The following is a 22,905-nucleotide window of genomic DNA, read 5'->3' as shown; positions in this document are numbered from 1 at the left end:
TCGTGGTCAAAAAGCCAAAGGGATAATGCACTAAAATGCAACACTAAAACCCTATTAAGGCGCTTGAAAGTCTGGGTTAGTGGTGTAACTACTATCGGTCAACGACATTAAAAAAGCCTTTAACAATGCCCTATTTTCAGGGGTCAATTGTACCCCTCCATTTCCAACATTTTTCATCAATGGGTCAATGGTTGCAGAATACTTTAGTCCAAAACTATAATGATCAATTACATCATCTAAAGTCTTAAATCTGCCATCATGCATATAAGGCGCGGTAAACACTAAATTTCTTAAAGTTGGTGTCTTAAACTTACCATTATCGCTTGGATTACCTGTAATTTTACCTAATCCTAAATCCGTATGCACCTCATCTAAGCCATTATTATGAAACATATTATCCGTAAACAATGGGTTAAACTCATCTCCATGACAATGAAAACAATCTGCTCCACCAAATTCAGCATCCGCTAAAAAAACACTATATCCTTGTATCATTTTTATTTCTTCTGCTTGCGTATACCCGGTTGGTTCTCCTCTTAAATATTTATCGAATGGGGCATCTCCAGACAATAAAGTTCTTTCAAACTGAGCCAAGGCTTTAGCGACTAATAAGGAGTCGATTATATTGGTATTAAAAGCTTTTTCAAATAAACTTGGATAGGTAGAAGAAGCTTGTAACCTAGCCACTGCATTAGGCCATTGCTCATGCATTTCAATAGGATTTACAACTGGTTCTAAAGCTTGAATTTCTAGGGTTTCAGATCTTCCATCCCAAAAATAAGAACTCGCCCATCCAATATTAATCAATGGCATGGCATTTCTATCTCCAGCAATACCATCTATACCAATACTAAATCTTGCCGTATCTACAAAACTAGTCGACGGGGAATGACAGCTTGCACAAGCTTGTGTTTGATCACCCGATAATATTTTATCGTAAAATAACTTTCTTCCCAAAGCCACCCCTTCCACTGTCATTGGATTATCACTAGGTATAACCATTGGCGGAATACGATTTTTCAATACCGTGGGGTAATCAATACTGTAAGGCGTCATGCTCCCTTCAGCATTGGGTAAAAAATCTTTCCTACATGAATAAAATAGTAAAATAGATAAAGATGAAATGAGCAACACTTTTAGCATATAACAAAAATAAGACTTTTTTATTAAAAAAAATATGACTTATCTTTGTATTCATGATAAAAAAAGTCAACTTTATTGATTTCGGCTTAATTGATTACAAGGAAGCTTGGGACAAACAAGAAGTTTTGTTTAAGGAATCAATAGACTTAAAAATAGCCAAGAGGAAAGAGGAAACAGATTTAGATCCCACAAATCATTTAATTTTTTGTGAGCATCCGCATGTATATACCTTAGGTAAAAGTGGATCGGAGCAAAATCTATTAATCAGCGAAGCAGTACTCATTCAAAAAAAAGCCACTTATTATAAAATTAACAGGGGGGGAGATATTACTTACCATGGTCCTGGACAATTAGTTGCTTATCCAATTTTAGATTTGGAACAATTTTTCACCGACATTCATAAATACATGCGCTTTCTGGAAGAAGCTGTAATTCAAACTTTAAAAGTTTTTAATATTACGGCCGGAAGAGTAGCTGGGTTAACAGGAGTTTGGATTGATGAAAATGGGGATAATCCCAGAAAAATTTGTGCACTTGGTGTCAAAAGCTCTCGTTGGGTAACCATGCATGGTCTTGCTTTAAATGTAAATCCAGACTTAAATTACTTTAATAACATTGTACCTTGTGGTATTACTGACAAAGCAGTTACTTCTATGAGCGCTGAATTAGGAAAAGCTATTTCATTGGAAGCAGTAAAACCTGTACTCCAAGAAAAAATTGCAGAAGTCTTTGAATTCTCCTATTAAATAATACTATATTTAATGCAATGAAAAGATTGGGAAAAATTATTAAGTACATTGTCCTTAGCATTTTGGCATTATTTATCATTGCCAATTTAATCATTCTATTGTCTGGGAGAATCTATATTTATAAGGGACTTGCTTCCACGTATTTTCGGGGAGTTCCAAGACCAACAATTTATGACCAAACTATTTTTAATAATCGAAAAATAAGTCATGGTAATGGAGAACAGTGGAAACTGCAAGAGAATACACATTCTACTTCATTAAGTGAAACCGACAGCGCATTTATAACCTCTCTAAATCCTGCCTCCTTCTTGGTATTAAAAGGAGACGAAATTATTTATGAAGAATATTGGGGAAAACACGACGTAAACGCCACAGGAAATTCTTTTTCCATGGCAAAATCCATTGTTTCTTTGCTAATTGGAGTCGCTTTAAAGGAAGGCGATATTCAATCCCTTGACGAACCTGTAGCAAATTATTTACCCGAATTTAAAGGAGACAAGGAAAATATTACCATCCGACACATTTTAACCATGAGTTCTGGTCTTTCTTGGTCAGAAAATTATTACCATCCTTTTTGTGACGTAGCCGAGTTGTACTATGATACAGACGCTAGGGACTTAAGTTTAAATAGAAGGACCATAGAAGAACCACCTGGGGAAATATGGCGGTATAAAAGTGGCGACACCCAAGTACTGATGTATATCCTTGAAGCGGCAACAGGTAGAAATGTAACCACCTATGCATCCGAAAAACTATGGCGTAAAATTGGTGCAGAAAGTGATGCACTTTGGAGCTTAGTAGGAGATAAAGATTCGGAAGTAAAAGCATATTGTTGTTTCTATGCTACTAGTCGAGATTTTGCAAGACTAGGTAAACTAATTAATAATAATGGCTATTGGAATGGACAAGAAGTAATTGATAGTAGTTATTTATCTTCATTTAAATCCTTAGCACCACTAAAAAAGGCGAATGGGAAAGCAAATTTATTATATGGCTTCCAATATTGGATTTATAAAGGCCTCCCATTTGAAGTTACTTATTTTAGAGGAATGGCCGGTCAATATATTATATCCATACCTAGTAAAGATCTCGTTATAGTAAGGACAGGGGATGGCACATTGGCTAATTGGACCAATACGGCCAATGAAAAAAATGACGCACTGGAAGGACATAGGATGGAATTACCTACCTACATTAATATTGGCCTGTCTATTTTAAATCAAACAAACTAACATTATAATACAAATTCATGCGAAAAGACATTAAACTTCCCAAAGTTGAGAACGTTGGGGTGGCAGTAATTCAAGAACAAAATGAAGAAAAAACAGCCTTAGTTTACAACGTATACCTCATCAATTTTAGTGACCAAAAACTTACAAATCTTTTAATTAGTTCTAAAGGATATGGCATAAATCAAGCCAATGGAGAATCCGTTAAAACATCTGTTTTGAGACATTCCTTAGGAACTGTTGAACCGGGTGGTTTTGTTAAAATTGAACCCATTATGGACACTGTATTTGGTTTAAATAATGAGTATTGGGTAAGTTATTATATTGACTCAAAAATATTTGACAAAAAATATATCTTTCTGCCAGAAACCATCAAAGAAGAAAACTTAATTAAAGTTCCAATTATTAACGAAAAAGGGGTATTGATAAAATAATAATTCCTTCTAAGTGATCATTTAAGCGCCAAAAAACGTTTCCTATTCCCCTAATTACTGTGTGTTTTTTTAACCTACAAATAATCAAAAGGGCATAAAACACATTTTTTATCCGGCGTATTTTTCACGTGAAACACCTTTAAACTACGCTAAATCTGTATATTAATAATATTAGACCTGTTAATTTATTAAGAAATATTGGTCCGACAAAGGGTTAAATATTCACTTTATTATGTATTTTAACTGCATGAAATTATTTTATTTAGGATGTTTACTTTTAATGACAACATTAGTACATGGCCAGGTTTATCACGCCGGTACTAATAATGATTTAAATTTTGAAAGTCGTGCTGCTGGTTGTTCTCCTCCAAATTCGTCTACATTTCTTGAATTAAATAATGTAAAAGCCCTTATACATACAGCTGGTAATTTATGGCAAGTTGCCGGACAAAATAACTCTCATTATGAAGTGCCTAAAGGCTCAGGAATAATGGCTCTCTTTACGTCCTCGCTTTGGTTAGGTGGTCTTGATGCAAATGGACAATTAAAATTAGCAGCTTTAAGGTATCGAAATGGGCAAGATTACTGGACTGGTCCTTTAGTGACTAATGGTGAAGCAGAAGTGACACCTGAAACTTGTATTAAATATGACAAACACTTTTCTGTACTTCGAGAAGAAGTAGCCCAATTCGCATCTTGGTTTCAAGCAGGAATTGAAGATAAAGCCAATGGTACCAATTTTCAAAGTACCAATTTTCCTGATTATAAAATTCCCAAATCGATTTTAGAATGGCCTGCACATGGAGATGTTACATTAAATCAGCCTTACTATTTGGCCCCTTTCTACGACAACCCCAACAGTCCAAATGGATTAAATGGATTTTATGATCCCGAAGTAGATGGAGATTACCCTTGGTATGACATCAACAAAGATGTAGATTGTAGAAACAGCAGAACAGTCACTTTATTTGGAGACCAAACCCTTTGGTGGATAATGAACGACAAAGGAAATATTCATACCGAAACAGGTGGAGAACCATTGGGAATGGAAATTCGTGCTCAAGCTTTTGCCTTTGCCACGAATAATGAAATTGATAACATGACTTTTTATAATTATGAATTGATTAACCGTTCTACCCAAACCTTATATGATACTTACTTTGGTGTATTGGTAGATGTAGCATTAGGCGGACCAAATGACGATTATGTAGGTTGTGATGTTTCCCGAGGTTTGGGTTATGCTTATAACGGCGATAACTATGATGGGGATGAACAAGGCTATAAAGGTTATGGCAATAACCCACCTGCAGTTGGTGTCGATTTTTTTGAGGGACCTTATCAAGATAATGATAATTTAGACAATCCATTAACGGATAACATTGATGAAGCAATTTTAAACAAAGGAATACCATACGAAGGTTTAGGGATTGGTTATGGAGATGGATTAATAGATAATGAACGATTTGGAATGCGCAGATTTATCTACTATAACAATAGTGGATCTGCAGGAAACAGTGCACAAACGGATCCTCAAAATGCAGTAGATTATTACGCGTATCTAAAAGGATACTGGAAAGATGGCTCCCGTTTTGTTTATGGTGGTAGTGGTCACGTTTCCGACCCTGAAGCTAATCCTAATGTTCATGCTGATTTTATGTTTCCCGGCAATACGGATCCATTAGGATGGGGAACAGAAGGCACCGTTCAAGCAGAGTGGACGGAAGAAAGTTCCAACAACATTCCTTACGATAGAAGATTTGCACAGTCGGCCGGCCCATTTATTTTAAAACCAGGTGCTGTAAATAATATCACCATGGGTGTAGTGTGGGCAAGAGCCACTTCTGGTGGTCCATTTGAATCGGTAAAAAAACTTTTTGTAGCAGATGATAAAGCACAAGCCTTATTCGATAATTGTTTTAATATTTTGGAAGGACCACATGCACCAGACTTAAAAATTCAAGAAATGGAAAATCAACTGATCATCACCATTTCAAATCCTACGGGCTCCAATAATGAAAATGAATTATACCAAGAAATTGATCCAGAAATAATAAATGTAGACAATGTGAGCGACTTCGATAATGAATACCGCTTTCAAGGCTATCAAATTTATCAATTAAAATCAAAAGATATAGCTGCTAATAATTTAGATGACCTAACAAAAGCCAGGTTAGTGTTTCAATGCGATATTGAAGATAATTATAAAAATTTAATCAATTACACTTTTGATTTAGATATGAATGCTGCCATTCCTACTGTAGAGGTTAAAGCTGAAAACAAAGGAATAAAACATTCTTTATTAGTGACCGAAGACTTATTCGCCACTGGAGATCGAACATTGGTCAACTTCAAAAAATATTATTATATGGCTATAGCTTATGCCGTTAATGATTATAAAACATTCATTCCCGACGACCCCCAAACAATTGATGGACAAAAACAACCTTACATTGCGAGTAGAAAAGCTGCTTTTGGTTCTATCCAACCTGTTTTAGGTATTCCACATAACCCAAGTATAGAAGGAAACGGCACTTCCTTTGGCACTTATTATGGATGGTCGCCAAAAGTTACCCAGATAGAAGGTGTAGGAAACGGCAATAGAGTTTTAGAACTTTCTGATCAGAGTTTAAAAACTATTTTGACGGATAATAAAATAGATGAAGTAGAATATAAAGCAGGGTTTGGTCCAATTGATGTAAAGGTAATTGACCCTTTAAACTTGAAAGCTGGAAATTATACCTTAACCTTTTCAAAAGATGCTGACATTTCAAGAGGTGGTGTAAAAAATGACACCAAATGGGTATTAAATAGGGAGTATGAAGGTGTGAATGAAACCTACGCATCCTTAAACGGTGTAGGCGATAATAATGAAGAAATAATTGCCGAATGGGGACTTTCTGTAACCTTAAACCAGTATGAATATGGTGGAGAATATTCCTCTCATAAATGGACTACTGCACCCATTAGCAATAGTATTAATTTTTCCGATTCATCCAAGATATGGTTATCTGGTATTCCAGATTCAGACATTAATTTTACAACAAATTGGATTCGAGCTGGCTCTAATTTTAAACCTAATCCTGTTGACCCTACCTGCAGCCCAGCTTTATGGGTAAATAATCCTTGCTATTATTACGATAGTAATTCCAATAATGACCCTTCGCAACACTGGGAAGGTATATTAAATGGCATAATCACCTCCTTTAAGTATGTAGGTTACGAGGTTTATGGTATGCCCATGGGTAATCCTGGAGATGATCCCAATACAGCAGCGCTGGAAGGTTATTACCAATTAGAACAATCTACTTTCAATAGTTTTAGAATGGCCAACATGCATGATATTGATATACAAATTACCAAAGATCAATCTTTGTGGACCAAATGTGTTGTAATTGAAATGAATGATAATGAAAACCAAACAGTTGGTGGTGCAGATGTACTTGAATTAAGAGAACAATTATCTGTTAACAAAGATGGTATTCCGGTTAGTGATGGAGATAAAAGTATGGGATGGTTTCCTGGATATGCGATTAATATCAACACTGGTAAAAGATTAAATATGGCTTTTGGAGAAAATTCTTGGCTAGCAGGTGAAAATGGTAATGACATGATATGGAATCCATCAACAAATATTACAAACACTACCGGTGAACCTTTAATGGGAGGCATGCATTATGTTTACGTGTTTGATGCTGTAGATGATATGCCTGAATATGATCAAGGACAATATATAAAAACTAATCTTTCAAAAAAGACGGAAGAAGGACATAAAGCTGTTTTTGAATACTGTACCTGGATTGCCGCACCATTAGCAAATGAATTCCATACTATTTTGGAATCAGATGTGGCAATAAAAATAAGGTTGAGTAAACCTTATACCTATCGAGAAGAAACAAAAGCAAGCAATAAAGGCATGCCAAAATACAAGTTTACTATTACTGAAAATGAGCGCGTGCAAACTGACGTTCTGGATGAGCTTGCAGATAAACTCAACCTTATTAATATTGTTCCTAACCCTTATTATGCTTATAGCTTATATGAAGAAACAAGATTAGATAAGGTGGTGAAAATTACTAACCTTCCCAAAGTTTGTAAAATAAGAATCTTCACTGTTTCTGGACAATTTATAAGAGAGTTTAATAAAGCAAGCGACATTACTTCAATAGATTGGGACTTAACAAATACTGCTGGGATACCTATTGCAAGTGGGGTATATATAATTCATATTGAAGTACCTGGTGTGGGTGAAAAAGTATTGAAATGGTTTGGCACATCTCGAAAACCTGACTTTGATAATTTATAGACCGTAAATTTTTAAAATTTTTTCTATAATTTTACCAACAGTTATCATTAGTCTGATTATTTTAGCCAGCAAATGAATACGAACGGGGCGTTTACCATTCTTTTACCGTGTTACAATCCTATTTTAGGTTGGGAGACTACTATTGTTGCGTCTATTCATGAGATTCAAAAACAATTAAACGTTCCCATTGATTTAATCATTGTAAATGATGGATCCACCAAAAATGTAGGACCACAACAAATTGATTTTATTAAAAAAAACATTCCCCAAGTAAATTTCATCAGTTATTCCGTCAATAAAGGTAAAGGACATGCCCTTAGAACAGGTGTAAAAGCTGTAAAAACTTTTCCTATTGTTTATACCGATATTGACTTTCCATATACCACGGAAAGCTTAATTGAAATTTATCACTTTATCCTTTCCAATAAGGTGGACACAGTTTTAGGAAAAAGAGACAAATCTTATTATCAAAATATACCTACCGGTAGAAAAATCATTTCAAAATTTTTAAGGGGAACTTTTAAATACTTTTTAAAATTGCCGACTGACGATACCCAATGTGGTATTAAAGCTTTTAATGAAAAAGGGGCTGACTTATTTTTAACCACTGAAATTAACCGATTTTTATTCGATTTGGAGTTTGTAAAATTGATTAGCAAAAGAAATTTATCCTGCAAAACAGTATTGGTTAAATTAAAACCAAATGTTGTGTTTAGCAGTGTAAGTGTTAAAATTCTAGCCAAAGAATCCTTGAACTTTGTCAAGGTACTATTCAGAAAATGATTGCCTATTCATCCAATCGTTATTGTAAATAAGGTAGTCTTCTTCTCCTACCTTAGCTTCTTTAAATAAAGCAGGATCGCCAACTTTTTGTATCAGTAATTCATCTATCACAAACCATTTACTACTGTGTGTATTCGACAAAAATAGTTTGGTGCTTTCAACGGTATCTGATACTTCAAACTCAACACTTACCCTGGCCCAATCACCTACTATTAAATTGCTTTCTCGTACATCTTGTTTAGCTACCCACTTGCCTTTTCCGCTGGTAAACTTTAGCTCAACAACTACCATTTGATCCGCACGGTCAATTCTAAAATTATACCAAAAACTACAACGGTATAACCCATTGTCAAGGTCAGTTATGCCATCTTTAATCACAGTAATTTTATCTTTTTGGCCAGCAAATGCGCCCTTACCCAGCATACTATTTTTTTCCGACAGCGTTTCAAAGCCATCATACATAAACCAAACATCTGCACTGTCCGATCGCCAATCATCTTTTAAAACATGCTGTGCCTTTTTGTTTTCCACTAATTTCTCCTCAAAATAACTGTGGTTATTCCAGGTGTCGTTACTAAAATCAAATACCTTATAGTTGGCATTGGTATACAAAGTATCCATTGCCCAAACCATCCTTAGTTCATCATAATTCAAGGCACTTTTATTTTTTACCAACATAATTTTCTTGTCCTTTCCCATTACATCAAAAAGCTTTTTTTCGATATAAGCAGGAGAAAATAAATTGTGGAAAAATACCGATTCACTCACCGAAGTTCGAGAGGTAATTGTATTTAAAAGGGGTAATTGACAATGGTAACTCAACATCATGGCATCAAAATTCCCCTTTTCTGATCCCAAAATAAATATATTCTCACTGGACAAATGCGTAAAAGGAATAAACAAAATAGCATCATAGTCCTGTGTTTTTGTCCAGGTAATCAAGTCTCGTAATTCCTGACTTAAGTTTTCTTGTTGAAAAGGACTTTTACTGCGACTAATAGATTTAGAGACCCCTATGTGTGCAGGTAAAAATTCCAAAACGGTAAACACTATTCCAACCCAATAAACAGTTTTAATTAATTTATTTTTTGCAGGATAACGCTGGAGTAAAAATTGAATAAAAACAATTGATCCTACAGAAACCACATAAAAGTATACCCAAGCAAAACGACCCAATACCCGAAATTGTTTTAGGGGTCCAATGGCTTCGACAAGTGGTCGGAAAACATCAAATTTTAAAGGAAAACAAAAGGAAAATAATAGTACGATATGCCCTACTAAATAAATTTTTCCAAACGGTGATTTTAGCAACTCAACAAAACTAATTTCCTTGCGATTTAAGCCATAAAAAATGATTGCGAATAACATGGATAAAATGGTAAATAAACCCAAATAAGTCCATGTTTCCCAGTCGGGCATTTTAAAGCCAAAAGCGTTTTTTAACCACTCCATTGGCCCGTGGTGGGGAGACAAAAGGGATTTCCAACTGGCATAGTACTCAAAAAAGCCAGAAGGACTTTTCATTCTGTCCACATGCTTATCCGTTAGGTTGACCAATAACTGAAATGAAAATATCACCAATAAAATTGGTGTAACAATTTGACTCAAATACGCCCGCCATTTAGATTTTTCGAACCACCAAAATACCAAGGCATATGCCAAGCCAAAAACGGACATGATTAAGCCCAAATAGGGATGTGTAAAAAAGGCAATAAAGAGACTGAAAAACAAAATGATGGTATATTTAAAACTTTCATGAGCCGAAATTTTTAGCAATAAATACCACATTAACGGAATGGCAAATGAATAGGATAAGGATAAATGACCGGTTAGCCTGAACAATTGAGGCGCCATAAAAGTGATACAAATACTAGAAACAACTGCCCAAAGGGACTGAATTCCGTAATGCTTTAATATTTTAAAGTTAAAAATACTGGCAATTGGGAAAGCAATGAGCATTAAAAAATTCATGATACCTACCCCGTAATTCGTCAAGCCAAATACTTTGATTAAGTAGGATAGTAAAGGTTGCGCATCAGTGTAAACAATGTGTTCCTGAAATGGGTAATTCATGCCTGAAAAATCCCAAAAATTAGTATCATACTTAGCGTGATACATGTAGGTATAGTAATTTTTTATACCGTCACCACTCGGCGAAAAAACATGGTTGTTTAAATCAAAAATCATAGGTGCATAAAGTCCTATAATTAAAGTAGTGGTGACTAAAAATACAAGGCTGGTATAATTAAAAATATATTGTTTCATCAAGGATAATTATCTATTCAATTGGGTTGGGTTTTCGAGTAGTTGAAATTGAAAGTCAGCTGTATTCATAACTGCTTTAACTCCTATTGGTAAATTAAACTTGTTCACTGTATGTCCGAAACTTGCGCCCATAAAAACAGGGACGTTTATCGCCTCAAAATATTGCTTAAACACTTCCATTAATGAAAATGATTCGCTTGGAAACTCCGGTTCGCATTTTCTAAAAGAACCCAATATAATGCCATTTACTGCTTCAAAAACACCCGCCATTTTTAATTGCCAAAACATCCGATCAATGCGATATGGCTCTTCTCCAATTTCTTCCAAACACAAAATTTTATTTGTCCAATCTGGTTCAAACGCTGTCCCGATTAAGGAGCAAAGTACGGTTAAATTTCCAGCTAATATTTCACCTTCCCCCCTCCCTTTGGACAGGGTTTTTAAATTCGTTTTTTCTACTTGGGCATTTTCAAATTTTACCCTTTTACTCAACACCAAGGTATCAAACACTTGTTCAGTTGAAAAGTCATTCCAACTGGAATAGCCCATTGGTCCATGAAAAGTCACCAGTCCCGTTTTTTTATAAATCGCGATCAACAAAGCGGTAATATCACTAAAACCCATGATAATTTTTGGGTTTTGTCGAATGGTTTCATAATCGATTAAATCGAGTATACGACCACAGCCCCATCCTCCTCTCAACGTAAAAATACCGGCAATGTTTTTATCCTTAAAAAAGTTATTTATTTCTGTTGCCCTGAGTTCGTCCTTTCCTGCCAAATAACCATACTTTTCAAAAAGTGTTTTCCCTTGAACCACCTTAAAACCAAAGCTTTTTAATTTATTCGATATTTTATCAATATAAGTGGGACTGAAAATAGCCCCTGCTGGAGCGGTTAAGGCTATGGTATCTCCTTGCTTTAATGCTTTTGGAAATATTTTATCGGTAAATTCAGGTAACGAAATTGCACTAAGTCCTAATAAACTTGTACCAATTATTCCCGCCTGAACAATAAATTTTCTTCTTTCCATGACTATACTCAAGGGCTAAATTTACAATTATTTTAATGATTGTTTCCTGCTCCCATTTTCTTCTTTAACATTTGAACCTTTTTCTGTTTAAATTGTATACCCTATAAATACCAATACTATGAAAGATTTTATCGTAAAACTATTACTTTTCATCATTATTCTCCTTCCTAATTCAACTTTTGGAAAAGATAATGACAGCCTAATTTTTAAAAATGAGCATTATACTGTGCTTCAAAATACAACCAATAAAAAGTATAGCATTCATGATGCTGAACAACATGAAAAATTCACGCAGCTCAAGCACGTTACCTTATTGTACCCAAATCTTCAGGTAATCACTGCTAAAAATGAATTGCTTTATTTAGATACTGATTTGAAAAAAGTAGCAGTTTTGGATGATCCTTTTTATGGCGTTTGTGGTACAGTTCCGCATTATGCATTGACCATAGAAAAATCGGCAAACGGATTTGATATTTTGGAAGATGAAACTTTTTACGATCAAAACAATGAACCTCCAGTAATTAAAAAAAGTATTCCATTTTCAAAGGCCGACCAAGTTACATTTATCAATCAATTGACATCTTATTTGTTTACCGCTAACTATGGTTATGGTGACTATTGGATACCCGACCCAAGAACAGTAATTTATCAGCAGGGTAAATACACTTATATTCTTGATGATCCTGAAAATATGGCTTACGATAAGGTGTCGTTAAAAGACGGAAAGTTGATGGTTGAAAAAGATGGTCTGATTGGTATTTATGGATATACCGCAGTAATGTTTAAGTCGATAGAAGCATATAGCTATGATATAGCAACAGTTACTATGCCCAACGGTAAAAAAGGTTTTGTAAACTTAAAAGGCACCCTTTTTATCCAATAGAAACCACAATACTCACTGCATTTCCACCGAATCCAACCGCATTCACCATGATGTTTTTCAAAGGGCCTGTCTGTGGTTTGTTCTGATAAAATGGAGATTCAATTAATTGGTTGTTTTGGAGCATTAAAATCGCCATTTCTATACTCAATCCGCCGGAAGCACCCAAACTGTGTCCAATTTTCCATTTATTACTTGTAATTGCTGGGTGATTAGCGCCAAAAACTTTTTCTATCGCGTTCCATTCCGACTGGTCACCTTTTACAGTTCCTGGGGCATGCATGACTATGGCGTCAATATCACTTCCGTCAAATCCGGCCAATGCCATTTTCATTGATTTTTGAAAACAGGTAGCATTTGCACTGATGTCGGCACCGTGCTTTATTTTTTCTGTAGCATAACCCACACTAGTAATTTGTGCTACATCAGATGGATTGTTTGCGGGACTTAAGCAAAATACAACACTACCTTCGCCCAAAACCATACTGTTTTTGGTCTTATCAAATTGCAAAGAGTGGCAAGGGTAGTCACTGCTATCCTTTGAATAAATTTTTAAAGCTTGCATTTGCGCAATAGTAAAGGCGGTGTTTGCAGCTTCGCTTGCACCTACAATAAATTGGTCACTCATTCCTGCATTTAACCATGCAATGCCATTTAATAAAGCATGCATTGCAGTGGAACAAGTAATGGAATGACTCATTGCTGGGCCTTCAATACTTAAATCGTGCGCCAACCAAGTTGCAATGTTTCCTAAAGTGGTGGTTGGAGAAGTAAGGGCTGCTATTTTTTCTCCACGGTTAAACAATGCGTAATTCTCTTCAAATAATTGAGTCGCGCCCCTTGAAGAACCCATGTTAATGCCTGTATTACTTAAATCAGTCCAATTCGTCTGCGCCAAAGCATTTCTTCCTGCGTAAATACCCATTAGTACGGACTTATCAAGTGTCTGATATTTTTTATCATCCTGCTTTAAAACACTTAAAAGGCTTTCCGAATCCGGGGATAAATCCGCACTCAACATGGGTTGATTACTGATAAAACTTCGGGGATTCAAATAGTTATTCCATACTTGCTTTGGCGTGTTTCCCAAAGGGGAAATACTGGAATAACTTGCTATATTTATAGGTTCTTTAAGCATTTTTGCGGGGCAAAGGTATGATTTTAAAAAAGCAAATTTTAAATAAAAAAAAAGAAATATAACAAACACAGCCAACCAACACTTTAAATAAAGCGTTTGAATAAAAAACAACATTTAAAATGAAATCAGTCAATATTTATAGATACAAACTTTGCAAGACAGACTACTTTTGTCGGGGTCATCTATATTTGTTTTGATTTTTATCAGCACAGAATATATAACTTGGTCCGACAAAATTTGTCGGACTTTTTTTTTACAAAAATTTTAAGATTATCCCAAATGAAAACACTTTTTACCACATACATTAATAGCTTCAAAGGACTAAATCGGGCTGTTTGGTGGTTAGCATTAATCACCCTTATTAACCGAGCGGGAACCATGGTTATTCCCTTCATGTCGTTATACCTTACAGAAGACTTATGCTTTGACTTAAAGCAAGTGGGTTGGGTAATGAGTGCCTTTGGTGCAGGGTCGGTAATTGGCTCTTGGTTAGGGGGACAATTAACGGATAAAATTGGCTATTACAAAGTAATGTTCATCAGTCTTTTACTGTCGGGTTTTATGTTTGTGGGTTTACAATACTTACAAACCTTTGAATCGCTTTGCTTGGGTATTTTTGCCTTGATGATTATTGCCGATATGTTTCGTCCGGCCATGTTTGTCGCTTTGGGTGCATACAGTAAGCCGGAGAACCGCACCCGTTCACTCACCTTAATTCGGCTGGCCATTAACTTGGGCTTCTCAGCCGGACCAGCAGTTGGGGGATTGATTATTTTAACTTTTGGTTACCCTGGCCTTTTTTGGATTGATGGATTCACTTGTGCGATTGCTGGGTTATTATTGATCAATGTATTGAGTCCTAAAAAAGCAAAAGCAAACCCCGAAGTCAAAGTGGAAAATCCACAGTCGGCTTACAAAGACGGCCTTTTTTGGTTATTTGTCGTCAGTTTGTTCCTGTTTGCATTTGTGTTTTTACAATACTTTTCTACCGTTCCGCTTTACTATAAAGACAGTTTTGGTATGACTGAATTTGAAATTGGACTGATTTTAGGCGCAAATGGTTTCTTGATATTCATTTTTGAAATGCCCTTGATAAAATGGTTAGAAAGTAGCAAGTACAACAAAGAATGGTTGATATTTATCGGTGCATTTTTCACCATGCTCAGCTTTTTAGTCTTGAATATTAGTCCTTGGATTGGTTTTGTATTCATTGGTATGTTATTTATGACCGTAGGAGAAATGGTAGCTTTTCCTTTTGCCAATGCCTTTGCTATGGAACGTGCAAAAAAAGGAAATCAAGGCCAATACATGGCGTTTTTTAGTATTAGTTTTTCCTTTGCGCATATTTTTGGTCACAATGCCGGCATGCAATTAATTGACAATTTTGGCTATTTTAATACCTGGAATGTCATGGTGGTAATTGCTCTTTTAACCATGTTACTCGTTTATATTCTCATGAAAAAAAAGCAGAAAGAAAATTCTATAACCTAACCACTATCCGCCCTTTCAAATAACGGATGTTTTTATGGCATTCACTTTTATTAAAAGGCCTGCATTTTAGAAAGCAACCTGTAACAAAGCCTTAAAAATTAAGGTTTATTAATAATTAAAATAGTGAACCTTAACCTCATTATCGTTATTTTTGATAAAAACATCAAACAATAAAGAAATGGACATTATAAAAGAAGCAACAGCATTTGAAAATGCTAAAATGAGCCACATGTCAACAAGTGATAGAATAATGGCATCAAAAGAGGCAAAACGACTAGTATTAGCAATTAATGAAATTTATAAAAAAACAAAGTCTCCTAAATTAATGGACGTGATGAAACGAATTACATCCAAAAAAAAGAAAATAGAATTGAGGCTATACGGCCGACCAAATTTAGGACTATAAGCAAGCATTAATAATTAATACCTAAGGGAGTGGAAAGTGTTTTCACTCCCTTTTTTTATGGGTTGTAAATTCATTCTTTGAAAAAATATGGTGAATTGGGTAGGAAACGATATTTGAATTATTGAAGGTGAAAAATGACTGAATAATCATTACTTTTATGAACTCTAAGTACTTAGTTTTTATTTGTTTTGTTAATTTAGACGATTGATAGCTTATTCTATAAAATTACTGTACAACTGGTTATTTTATTAGACGCCGTTAAATGAACAATTAATGAAAAAAGTTGAAGTAGTTGCAGCAATTATAAAATACGAAGATCTCATACTTTGCGTACAAAGAGCAGAAAGTAAATTAGATTATATTTCTAAAAAATTCGAATTCCCAGGGGGAAAAATTGAGGTTGGAGAAACAAAAAAAGAAGCGCTTAAAAGGGAATTAATAGAAGAGTTAATTATCCACCCAATTATAAATGACCATTTCTTAACAGTGGTGCATCAATATCCCGATTTTGAGCTTACAATGCATAGCTTTATCTGTATTGCTGACTCAAAGCTTTTAACACTAAATGAGCATATTTCTCATCAATGGCTAAAAAAAGAAGATTTAAATAAATTAGATTGGGCTGCTGCTGATGTACCAATTGTAAATAAACTTGTAAAAAATGACTAAATTTCTTCTTGACGATTTTGAAAAAAGTTTACAAACTGGATTTATAGATAAATCAATAAATTCAGAAATACTCTATCGACCTGAACTTTTGGTAAACAGCAAAAAGCCAAAGAAAAAAGTTTTATCAACTATTATTTCAGAACTAGAAAAGTGCAATTCATTTTTTATTTCAGTAGCATTTGCAACAGCTGATGGAGTTATATCTTTAAGAAATGCCTTAGAATCTCTAGAAGAAAAAGGGATAAAAGGAAAAATTATTGTTTCACAATATTTAAACTTTACTCAACCAGAAGCATTACGAAAATTATTAAAATATAGAAATATTGAATTGCGAATTGCTACTAATTCCAATTCTCATTCAAAAGGTTATTTATTTAAAACAGATGAACATTATAATCTAATCGTTGGCAGCAGCAATTTGACTGGAAGTGCTTTATCCCAGAATAAAGAATGGAATTTGAAAGTTTCTGCAACTCATTCAAGTGAAATTGCTGAAAAAGTTCTGTCTGAATTCAATGATGACTTTAACTTAGGAATAGCTGTTAATGAAGATTTTATTGTTGAATATGAGGAGACTTATAATAAACAGAAACTCTTCTATAATGAAGCAAGTCACAAGTTGAAACCGAAAGAAATAAAGCCAAATTCAATGCAGATTGAGGCCTTAGAAAATATTAAGAAACTTAGAAGTGAAAATAAAACAAAAGCACTTTTGATTTCTGCGACTGGGACAGGGAAAACTTATTTATCTGCTTTTGATGCCAAAGCATTTCAGCCAAAAAAACTATTATTTGTTGTACATAGACGTACTATTGCTGAAAAATCATTAGAAACATTCAAATCCATCTTTGGTATCTCAAAAAGTATGGGATTGTACTCTGGGAACAAAAAGGAACTTGGTAAAGATTTTATATTTTCAACTGTACAAACTATATCTAAAAGTGAAAATTTGAGCCAATTTGCTAAGAAGCATTTCGATTATATTATCATAGATGAATCACACAGGTCAGGGGCAGATTCGTATCTAAGACTGCTTGATTATTTCACACCTAATTTCCTTCTTGGGATGACAGCTACACCCGAAAGGACTGACGGAAATGATATCTTTAGTCTTTTTGACCATAATATCGCATATGAGATAAGACTTAATAGAGCAATGGAAGAAGAAATGCTAGCTCCATTCCATTATTTTGGCGTATCCGATTTAACTGTTAATGAAGCAATTTATGAAAATGAAAAAGATTTTAATTTTCTAACTGCTGATGAAAGGGTAGACAAAATTATAACCAATGCAAACTTATATGGAAGTGATAATGGAATAACAAGAGGCCTTATTTTTTGCTCTAAAAAAGAAGAAGCCGTAGAGTTGTCAATGAAGTTTAATAGTAAGGGATTAAAAACAGTTTCATTAACTGGAGATGATGCAGAAGGGTTAAGAAAAAATGCTATTGAAAGACTGGAGTCTGATGATTTAAATGACAAACTAGATTATATTTTTACAATAGATATTTTTAATGAAGGAATTGATATTCCAAAAATTAATCAAATCATAATGTTGAGGCCAACAGACTCATCTATCATATTTATTCAACAACTTGGAAGAGGGTTAAGAAAAACAGATGGTAAAGATTATGTTACAGTTATCGACTTTATTGGTAATTATTCAAATAACTATCTAATTCCCATAGCGCTATATGGAGACAATTCTTACAATAAGGATTCCTTAAGAAAATTAATATCTGAAGGAAGTGCAATGATACCTGGCTCATCAACTATTAACTTTGATAGAATCTCAAAAGAAAAAATATTCGACGCAATTAATTCTGCTAATATGCGGAAATATTTAGATTTAAGAAATGATTACACATTGTTAAAGTATAAGTTGGGAAGAATTCCACTAATGATGGATTTTTTAGAACATGGATCTAGAGACCCATACCTATACGTGGAATCTTCTAAATCATATTACAATTTCATTCTGAAAATTGAAAAAGAATTTACCAATGAACTTTCTGATAAAGAAATAAGCTTAATGGAATTATTTTCAAAAGAGATTAATAATGCAAAAAGAATTGAAGAAAGTTTCATCTTAAAAAAATTACTTGAATCCAAGAACTTAAAAATTATTGAATTTCAAATAAATATTTTAGAAAGATATAAATATGAAATACAAAGAAAAACTATTGATTCATGCATTAGAAATATAAATTTTGATTTTGTTAGAAAGAAAGAGAATATCATCATTGAAAATAATAACGTACTATCTTTTCATCCTGACTTTCAAATTATATTAAACAATAAAACTTTTAAAGCCTTTCTTTTAGATTCAATAAACTATTCAATAGAAACTTTTGAGCATTCATTTAATAGACAAAACTATAATAATGGCCTTATTCTTTACAATAAATATAGTCGTAAAGATGTATGTCGATTGTTAAACTGGGAAAAAGATATTAGCAGTACAGTTTATGGTTACAGAACTGTGGAAAAAACTACTCCATGCTTCGTTACGTATAATAAATCAGATGATATTGAGGATTCAATAAACTATAATGACCGCTTTATTAGCCCTTCAGAGTTTGCTTGGGAATCAAGATCCAACAGAAAACTATCTAGCTCGGAAATTCAAGGAGTTATCAAATCAGAAAGAATTCTACTCTTTGTTATAAAGGAAGACGCCAAAAAAAACAAGGATAGAAATTTCTACTATATGGGAGATGTTACTGTAAAACCTGAGTCTACAAAACAAACAGTAATGCCAGATTCGTTAACTCCAATTGTTCATTTTAGATTTCAACTAGAACAACCTGTAGTTGAAAACATTTACAAGTATATCACAACAAATTTAAAAGAAACGGATAACAAAGTCAATCTTGAAACGGAACTGAATCTTGAAACACGTGGCAAAATTATAGAAAAACCAACTTGCAAAATACCGCTTTACAATTTTCATGCAGCAGCAGGTAATTTTAGTGAGATGCAGCAAGACAAAGAGTATGAACTGATTTCTGTCCCAGAAAAATATTCAAAAGATGAATATTTCGCATGTAAAGTTGTAGGCGAATCTATGAATAGAAGAATTCCTAATGGTTCAATTTGCATTTTTAAGAAGTATAGCGGTGGCACTCGTAATGGAAAAATACTTCTTATTGAAAATTATGATATACAGGACCAAGATTTTAACTCTGCATTCACAGTAAAAACATACACCAGTCAAAAAACCGTTTCGGAAGAAGGTTGGCAGCATTATGAGATTGTATTAAAACCAAATTCCACTGACTCGACATATAAAGATATCATTATTAATGCGGAAGAGTGTGAAGGGTTGGTCACTATTGGTGAGTTTGTTGAGATAATAAAGTAAATACATTATTAATCAAATACTTCCCTCCATGAGGAAGGACAGAGGGAGGTGACCTTGGAAAAAGCTTAAAAAATAGCAATGCACTCTTTTATAAAACAGGTATTAACGTTTTAATGACAGGTGATTTGCAGGAGTAAGTTGCCGACTCAAATTTAAAATTTTATAAAGTCACCCACCTCGATCCTCCCTCAAGGGAGGAAGCCAGCATAAAAAAAGTTTTCGGTAGATAACTTAGAGAAAATGAGACGGTTTTTTATAACCTATCAAAAATCCGCAACAGTGTTGCGGATTTCTTCAAATGCGATTTCCGAAACAAGGTCACGGATATCGCAAACACCGTCTTCGAATTCTGAAAACACAAAACTTAAACCCTTTTCGGTATTAATATAAGGTGACTATGCTTACAAAAAAGCATTTGAAGAAGAGCGTGTACAACAGGTAAAATACATGTCACTCAGTAAAACAGCACTTAAAAGCAACTGTTATCCATTGTTTATAATTATATTTAAATCAAGACCAACAAAATACATAAGTGTTTTATAAGTAACTTTTGGTTTATACCCACAGTTTGTAGAATATTCGAAAATAAGAATTCCAGAAACTTAGTTTTTTCTTAAAAAGTTATTTATGCCAAAATAAGGTCATTTGTTTGACTCTATTTTGTATATTTGTTTCGAAATAAGCACAAAATGATAAGAGAAATCTCCAAAGACCAAGTATTAGACCGTATTCGCTTCGAAAATCCATGGTGGATTGAAGGTGAAATTGAAGCTGATTACAATGAAATGCCTCGCAGATTATATTTTGAACTATTCAAACCATTAGTAAAAGAAAGAGATGTTAGAAGAGCTGTGGTTCTGATGGGGCCAAGAAGAGTTGGAAAAACGGTTATGCTTTATCATATGGTTCAGGAACTAATCGAAAATGGAGCAAATCCAAAAAAAATTATATTTATAACCATTGAAAACCCTATCTATAACAATATCTCTCTTGAACAACTTTTTAATTATTCAAAAGAAGCGACTGGTCTGACTGATAAATCTGATTGGCACATAATATTTGATGAAATACAGTACTGTAGAGACTGGGAAGTGCACTTAAAATCTTTGGTAGATAGTTATAGAAAAGATAAATTCATTGTCTCTGGATCAGCAGCAGCTGCCTTAAAATTTGCGAGTAATGAAAGTGGGGCGGGTCGATTTACGGACTTTTTACTCCCTCCACTAACCTTTAATGAATACATATCTTTAAAAGGTTTAGACAGATTAATTAAACCTATACAGCTCAAATGGAACAATAAACAGACTGAATTTTACTCTACAAGTCATTTAGATGAACTCAACAAGCATTTTTTGGATTATATCAATTTTGGAGGTTATCCAGAAGTAATATTATCTGAAAAAATTCAAGCCAACCCTGGTCGATATATTAGACAAGATATTGTGGATAAAGTTATACTTCGGGATTTACCAAGTCTATACGGCATAAGTGATACAAGAGAACTATATTCTTTGTTCACAACAATTGCTTATAACAGTGGCGGCGAATTTTCACTAGAGACTTTAAGCAAGCAATCTCAAGTACCTAAAAACACACTAAAAAAGTATATTGAATACTTAGAAGCTGCATTCCTTATTAAGCAAGTAAAACGAATTGATCAAAGTGGGAAAAGATTCAAACGAGATAATTTTTTTAAAATTTACCTTACAAATCCTTCATTAAGAAGTGCATTATTCACTCCTATAACATCTACTGATGAAATGATTGGCAACATGGTTGAGACAGCCATATTTGCTCAATGGATGCATAGGGACTGGTTTACCCCATATTATGCTAGATGGAGTAATGGCGAAGTAGATATGGTTGGGCTTAGTGACAATACCTTGAAGCCTCTTTGGGCTCTTGAAATAAAGTGGTCTGACCGCTATTTTGAAAAACCAAAAGAATTAAAAAGTTTAATTAAATTTTGCCTAGAAAATAACATTAAGACACCAATTGTAACGTCTATTAGTAAAGAAGGAGAAGTAGAGTATGCAGACGTTCATTTTCAGTTTTTGCCTTCATCTGCTTATGCTTACACCGTTGGAAAGAATACACTGGACATAAAAATAAATAAATAAACACACTACGTCACAAATGTAAAAAGCATTGTAAACGCCTTTTTACACTGCAGCTAAACAATCCACATTAGCATGAGCCGAAAAAAAGATATTGAGGAGCTTGTTGAAATAATTGTTCGCATGGGTAAAAAAACACATTTGAGCTTAGCTAAACAAAAAAATAAAGTACAACAACCTATTTCTTTAATTGCCAATGCTAGCCTACCTATAAAATTCAAGGGATTTTCTATTCGCTTTTTATTTACTAAATTAGTACTTAAACAAGGTAAAAGACGCATGCAGTCACAGTAAACAACAAATGATTAATAAAACTGCTCACATAAAAATTAGAATAGCAACTCAGCAAGATGCTAATTTGATTGCCTTGTTAGGCAGGGTGACTTTTACGGAGACTTTTGGACATCTTTTTACTGACAAGCAGGTATTATTGGATTATTACGATTTGACTTTTTCGGTTGATAAAATTGAAAAGAGCATTGCTAAAGCAAATAATATTTATTGGCTTGCATTTGCTGACAGATTACCCGTTGGGTATGCAAAACTGAAATTGAATTCACAAACCGAATTTATCAAAGAAAAAAGTGCCTGTCAACTTCAAAAAATATATGTTCTTAAAGATTTCCTTTCAATGAAAATTGGATTTGAATTACAAAATGTGCTTTTAAAAAAGGCCCAAGAAAAAAGTTTTAAAAAAATATGGCTATCTGTATTCGTCCATAACGAACGCGCCATTAATTTTTATTCAAAAAATGGTTTTATGCCAATTGGCAACCACGACTTTCAAATTGGAAAGGACAAATATGACTTTATTGCACTGTTTAAACAGTTAGCATAAATGCCTAGGCAAGTTGCTTGGTTATTCATGACCAGTATTGACTGGAAGGCTCAAACATCCATAA

At 34.0% G+C, this 22,905-nt stretch carries 17 protein-coding genes; 13 read left to right on the top strand and 4 right to left on the bottom strand.

Going from position 1 to position 22,905, the window contains the following annotated elements:
- Positions 1-54: 54 nt before the first annotated feature.
- On the bottom strand, positions 55-1,143 hold the full coding sequence (locus DNU06_RS12105) for a cytochrome-c peroxidase (RefSeq protein WP_111063606.1): 1,089 nt from the start codon (positions 1,141-1,143) through the stop codon (positions 55-57).
- 53 nt (positions 1,144-1,196) lie between these two features.
- Here DNU06_RS12105 and lipB point away from each other — a divergent pair, with 53 nt between their 5' ends.
- From lipB to DNU06_RS12080, 5 genes are all read left to right on the top strand, one after another.
- Positions 1,197-1,889 carry a lipoyl(octanoyl) transferase LipB gene (lipB, locus tag DNU06_RS12100; protein WP_111063605.1) on the top strand — a complete coding sequence of 231 codons (693 nt, stop codon included), beginning with the start codon at positions 1,197-1,199 and terminating at the stop codon, positions 1,887-1,889.
- 20 nt (positions 1,890-1,909) lie between these two features.
- A complete protein-coding gene (locus tag DNU06_RS12095) occupies positions 1,910-3,124 on the top strand; it encodes a serine hydrolase domain-containing protein (RefSeq protein ID WP_111063604.1) in 1,215 nt (404 codons plus the stop codon).
- 17 nt (positions 3,125-3,141) lie between these two features.
- The gene (locus tag DNU06_RS12090) at positions 3,142-3,555 is read left to right on the top strand and encodes a hypothetical protein (protein WP_111063603.1); all 414 of its coding nucleotides are present in this window, start codon (positions 3,142-3,144) and stop codon (positions 3,553-3,555) included.
- 247 nt (positions 3,556-3,802) lie between these two features.
- Positions 3,803-7,858: a T9SS C-terminal target domain-containing protein gene (locus tag DNU06_RS12085; protein WP_111063602.1), complete on the top strand. Its 4,056-nt coding sequence runs from the start codon at positions 3,803-3,805 to the stop codon at positions 7,856-7,858.
- Positions 7,859-7,930: 72 nt separating this feature from the next.
- On the top strand, positions 7,931-8,641 hold the full coding sequence (locus tag DNU06_RS12080; protein ID WP_111063601.1) for a glycosyltransferase family 2 protein: 711 nt from the start codon (positions 7,931-7,933) through the stop codon (positions 8,639-8,641).
- Here DNU06_RS12080 and DNU06_RS12075 read toward each other — a convergent pair.
- Together DNU06_RS12075 and DNU06_RS12070 are read right to left on the bottom strand one after the other, a co-directional pair.
- A complete protein-coding gene (locus DNU06_RS12075) occupies positions 8,627-10,906 on the bottom strand; it encodes a glycosyltransferase family protein (RefSeq protein ID WP_111063600.1) in 2,280 nt (759 codons plus the stop codon). The two genes, DNU06_RS12080 and DNU06_RS12075, sit on opposite strands and share 15 nt — an antisense overlap.
- 9 nt (positions 10,907-10,915) lie before the next feature.
- Positions 10,916-11,938, bottom strand: coding sequence for a S66 peptidase family protein (locus DNU06_RS12070; protein WP_111063599.1), 1,023 nt, complete (start codon positions 11,936-11,938; stop codon positions 10,916-10,918).
- A gap of 118 nt (positions 11,939-12,056) precedes the next feature.
- Between DNU06_RS12070 and DNU06_RS12065 the strand changes: the two genes are divergently transcribed.
- The gene (locus DNU06_RS12065; protein ID WP_111063598.1) at positions 12,057-12,821 is read left to right on the top strand and encodes a hypothetical protein; all 765 of its coding nucleotides are present in this window, start codon (positions 12,057-12,059) and stop codon (positions 12,819-12,821) included.
- Here DNU06_RS12065 and DNU06_RS12060 read toward each other — a convergent pair.
- Entirely contained in the window at positions 12,811-13,956 is a 1,146-nt protein-coding gene (locus DNU06_RS12060; protein WP_111063749.1) for a beta-ketoacyl synthase N-terminal-like domain-containing protein, read from the bottom strand. The genes DNU06_RS12065 and DNU06_RS12060 overlap by 11 nt on opposite strands.
- Positions 13,957-14,235: 279 nt before the next feature.
- Between DNU06_RS12060 and DNU06_RS12055 the strand changes: the two genes are divergently transcribed.
- The 7 genes from DNU06_RS12055 to DNU06_RS12025 all read left to right on the top strand — a co-directional run bounded on the left by DNU06_RS12055 (position 14,236) and on the right by DNU06_RS12025 (position 22,841).
- The gene (locus DNU06_RS12055; protein ID WP_111063597.1) at positions 14,236-15,447 is read left to right on the top strand and encodes an MDR family MFS transporter; all 1,212 of its coding nucleotides are present in this window, start codon (positions 14,236-14,238) and stop codon (positions 15,445-15,447) included.
- A gap of 178 nt (positions 15,448-15,625) precedes the next feature.
- A complete protein-coding gene (locus DNU06_RS12050) occupies positions 15,626-15,853 on the top strand; it encodes a hypothetical protein (RefSeq protein WP_111063596.1) in 228 nt (75 codons plus the stop codon).
- Between the two features lie 273 nt (positions 15,854-16,126).
- Complete coding sequence (locus tag DNU06_RS12045) at positions 16,127-16,522, top strand: (deoxy)nucleoside triphosphate pyrophosphohydrolase (RefSeq protein WP_111063595.1); 396 nt, start codon at positions 16,127-16,129, stop codon at positions 16,520-16,522.
- Positions 16,515-19,886: a DUF3427 domain-containing protein gene (locus DNU06_RS12040; RefSeq protein WP_111063594.1), complete on the top strand. Its 3,372-nt coding sequence runs from the start codon at positions 16,515-16,517 to the stop codon at positions 19,884-19,886. The genes DNU06_RS12045 and DNU06_RS12040 overlap by 8 nt, the downstream gene beginning before the upstream one ends.
- Before the next feature lie 689 nt (positions 19,887-20,575).
- Positions 20,576-22,006, top strand: coding sequence for an ATP-binding protein (locus DNU06_RS12035; RefSeq protein ID WP_111063593.1), 1,431 nt, complete (start codon positions 20,576-20,578; stop codon positions 22,004-22,006).
- Positions 22,007-22,078: 72 nt separating this feature from the next.
- Positions 22,079-22,297, top strand: coding sequence for a hypothetical protein (locus DNU06_RS12030; RefSeq protein ID WP_111063592.1), 219 nt, complete (start codon positions 22,079-22,081; stop codon positions 22,295-22,297).
- Positions 22,298-22,304: 7 nt separating this feature from the next.
- Positions 22,305-22,841: a GNAT family N-acetyltransferase gene (locus DNU06_RS12025; protein WP_111063591.1), complete on the top strand. Its 537-nt coding sequence runs from the start codon at positions 22,305-22,307 to the stop codon at positions 22,839-22,841.
- Positions 22,842-22,905: the final 64 nt, after the last annotated feature.

The organism is Putridiphycobacter roseus, from assembly GCF_003234935.1.
Lineage (GTDB): Bacteria > Bacteroidota > Bacteroidia > Flavobacteriales_D > Crocinitomicaceae > Putridiphycobacter > Putridiphycobacter roseus.
This window is presented reverse-complemented; position numbering and strand designations above follow the sequence as displayed.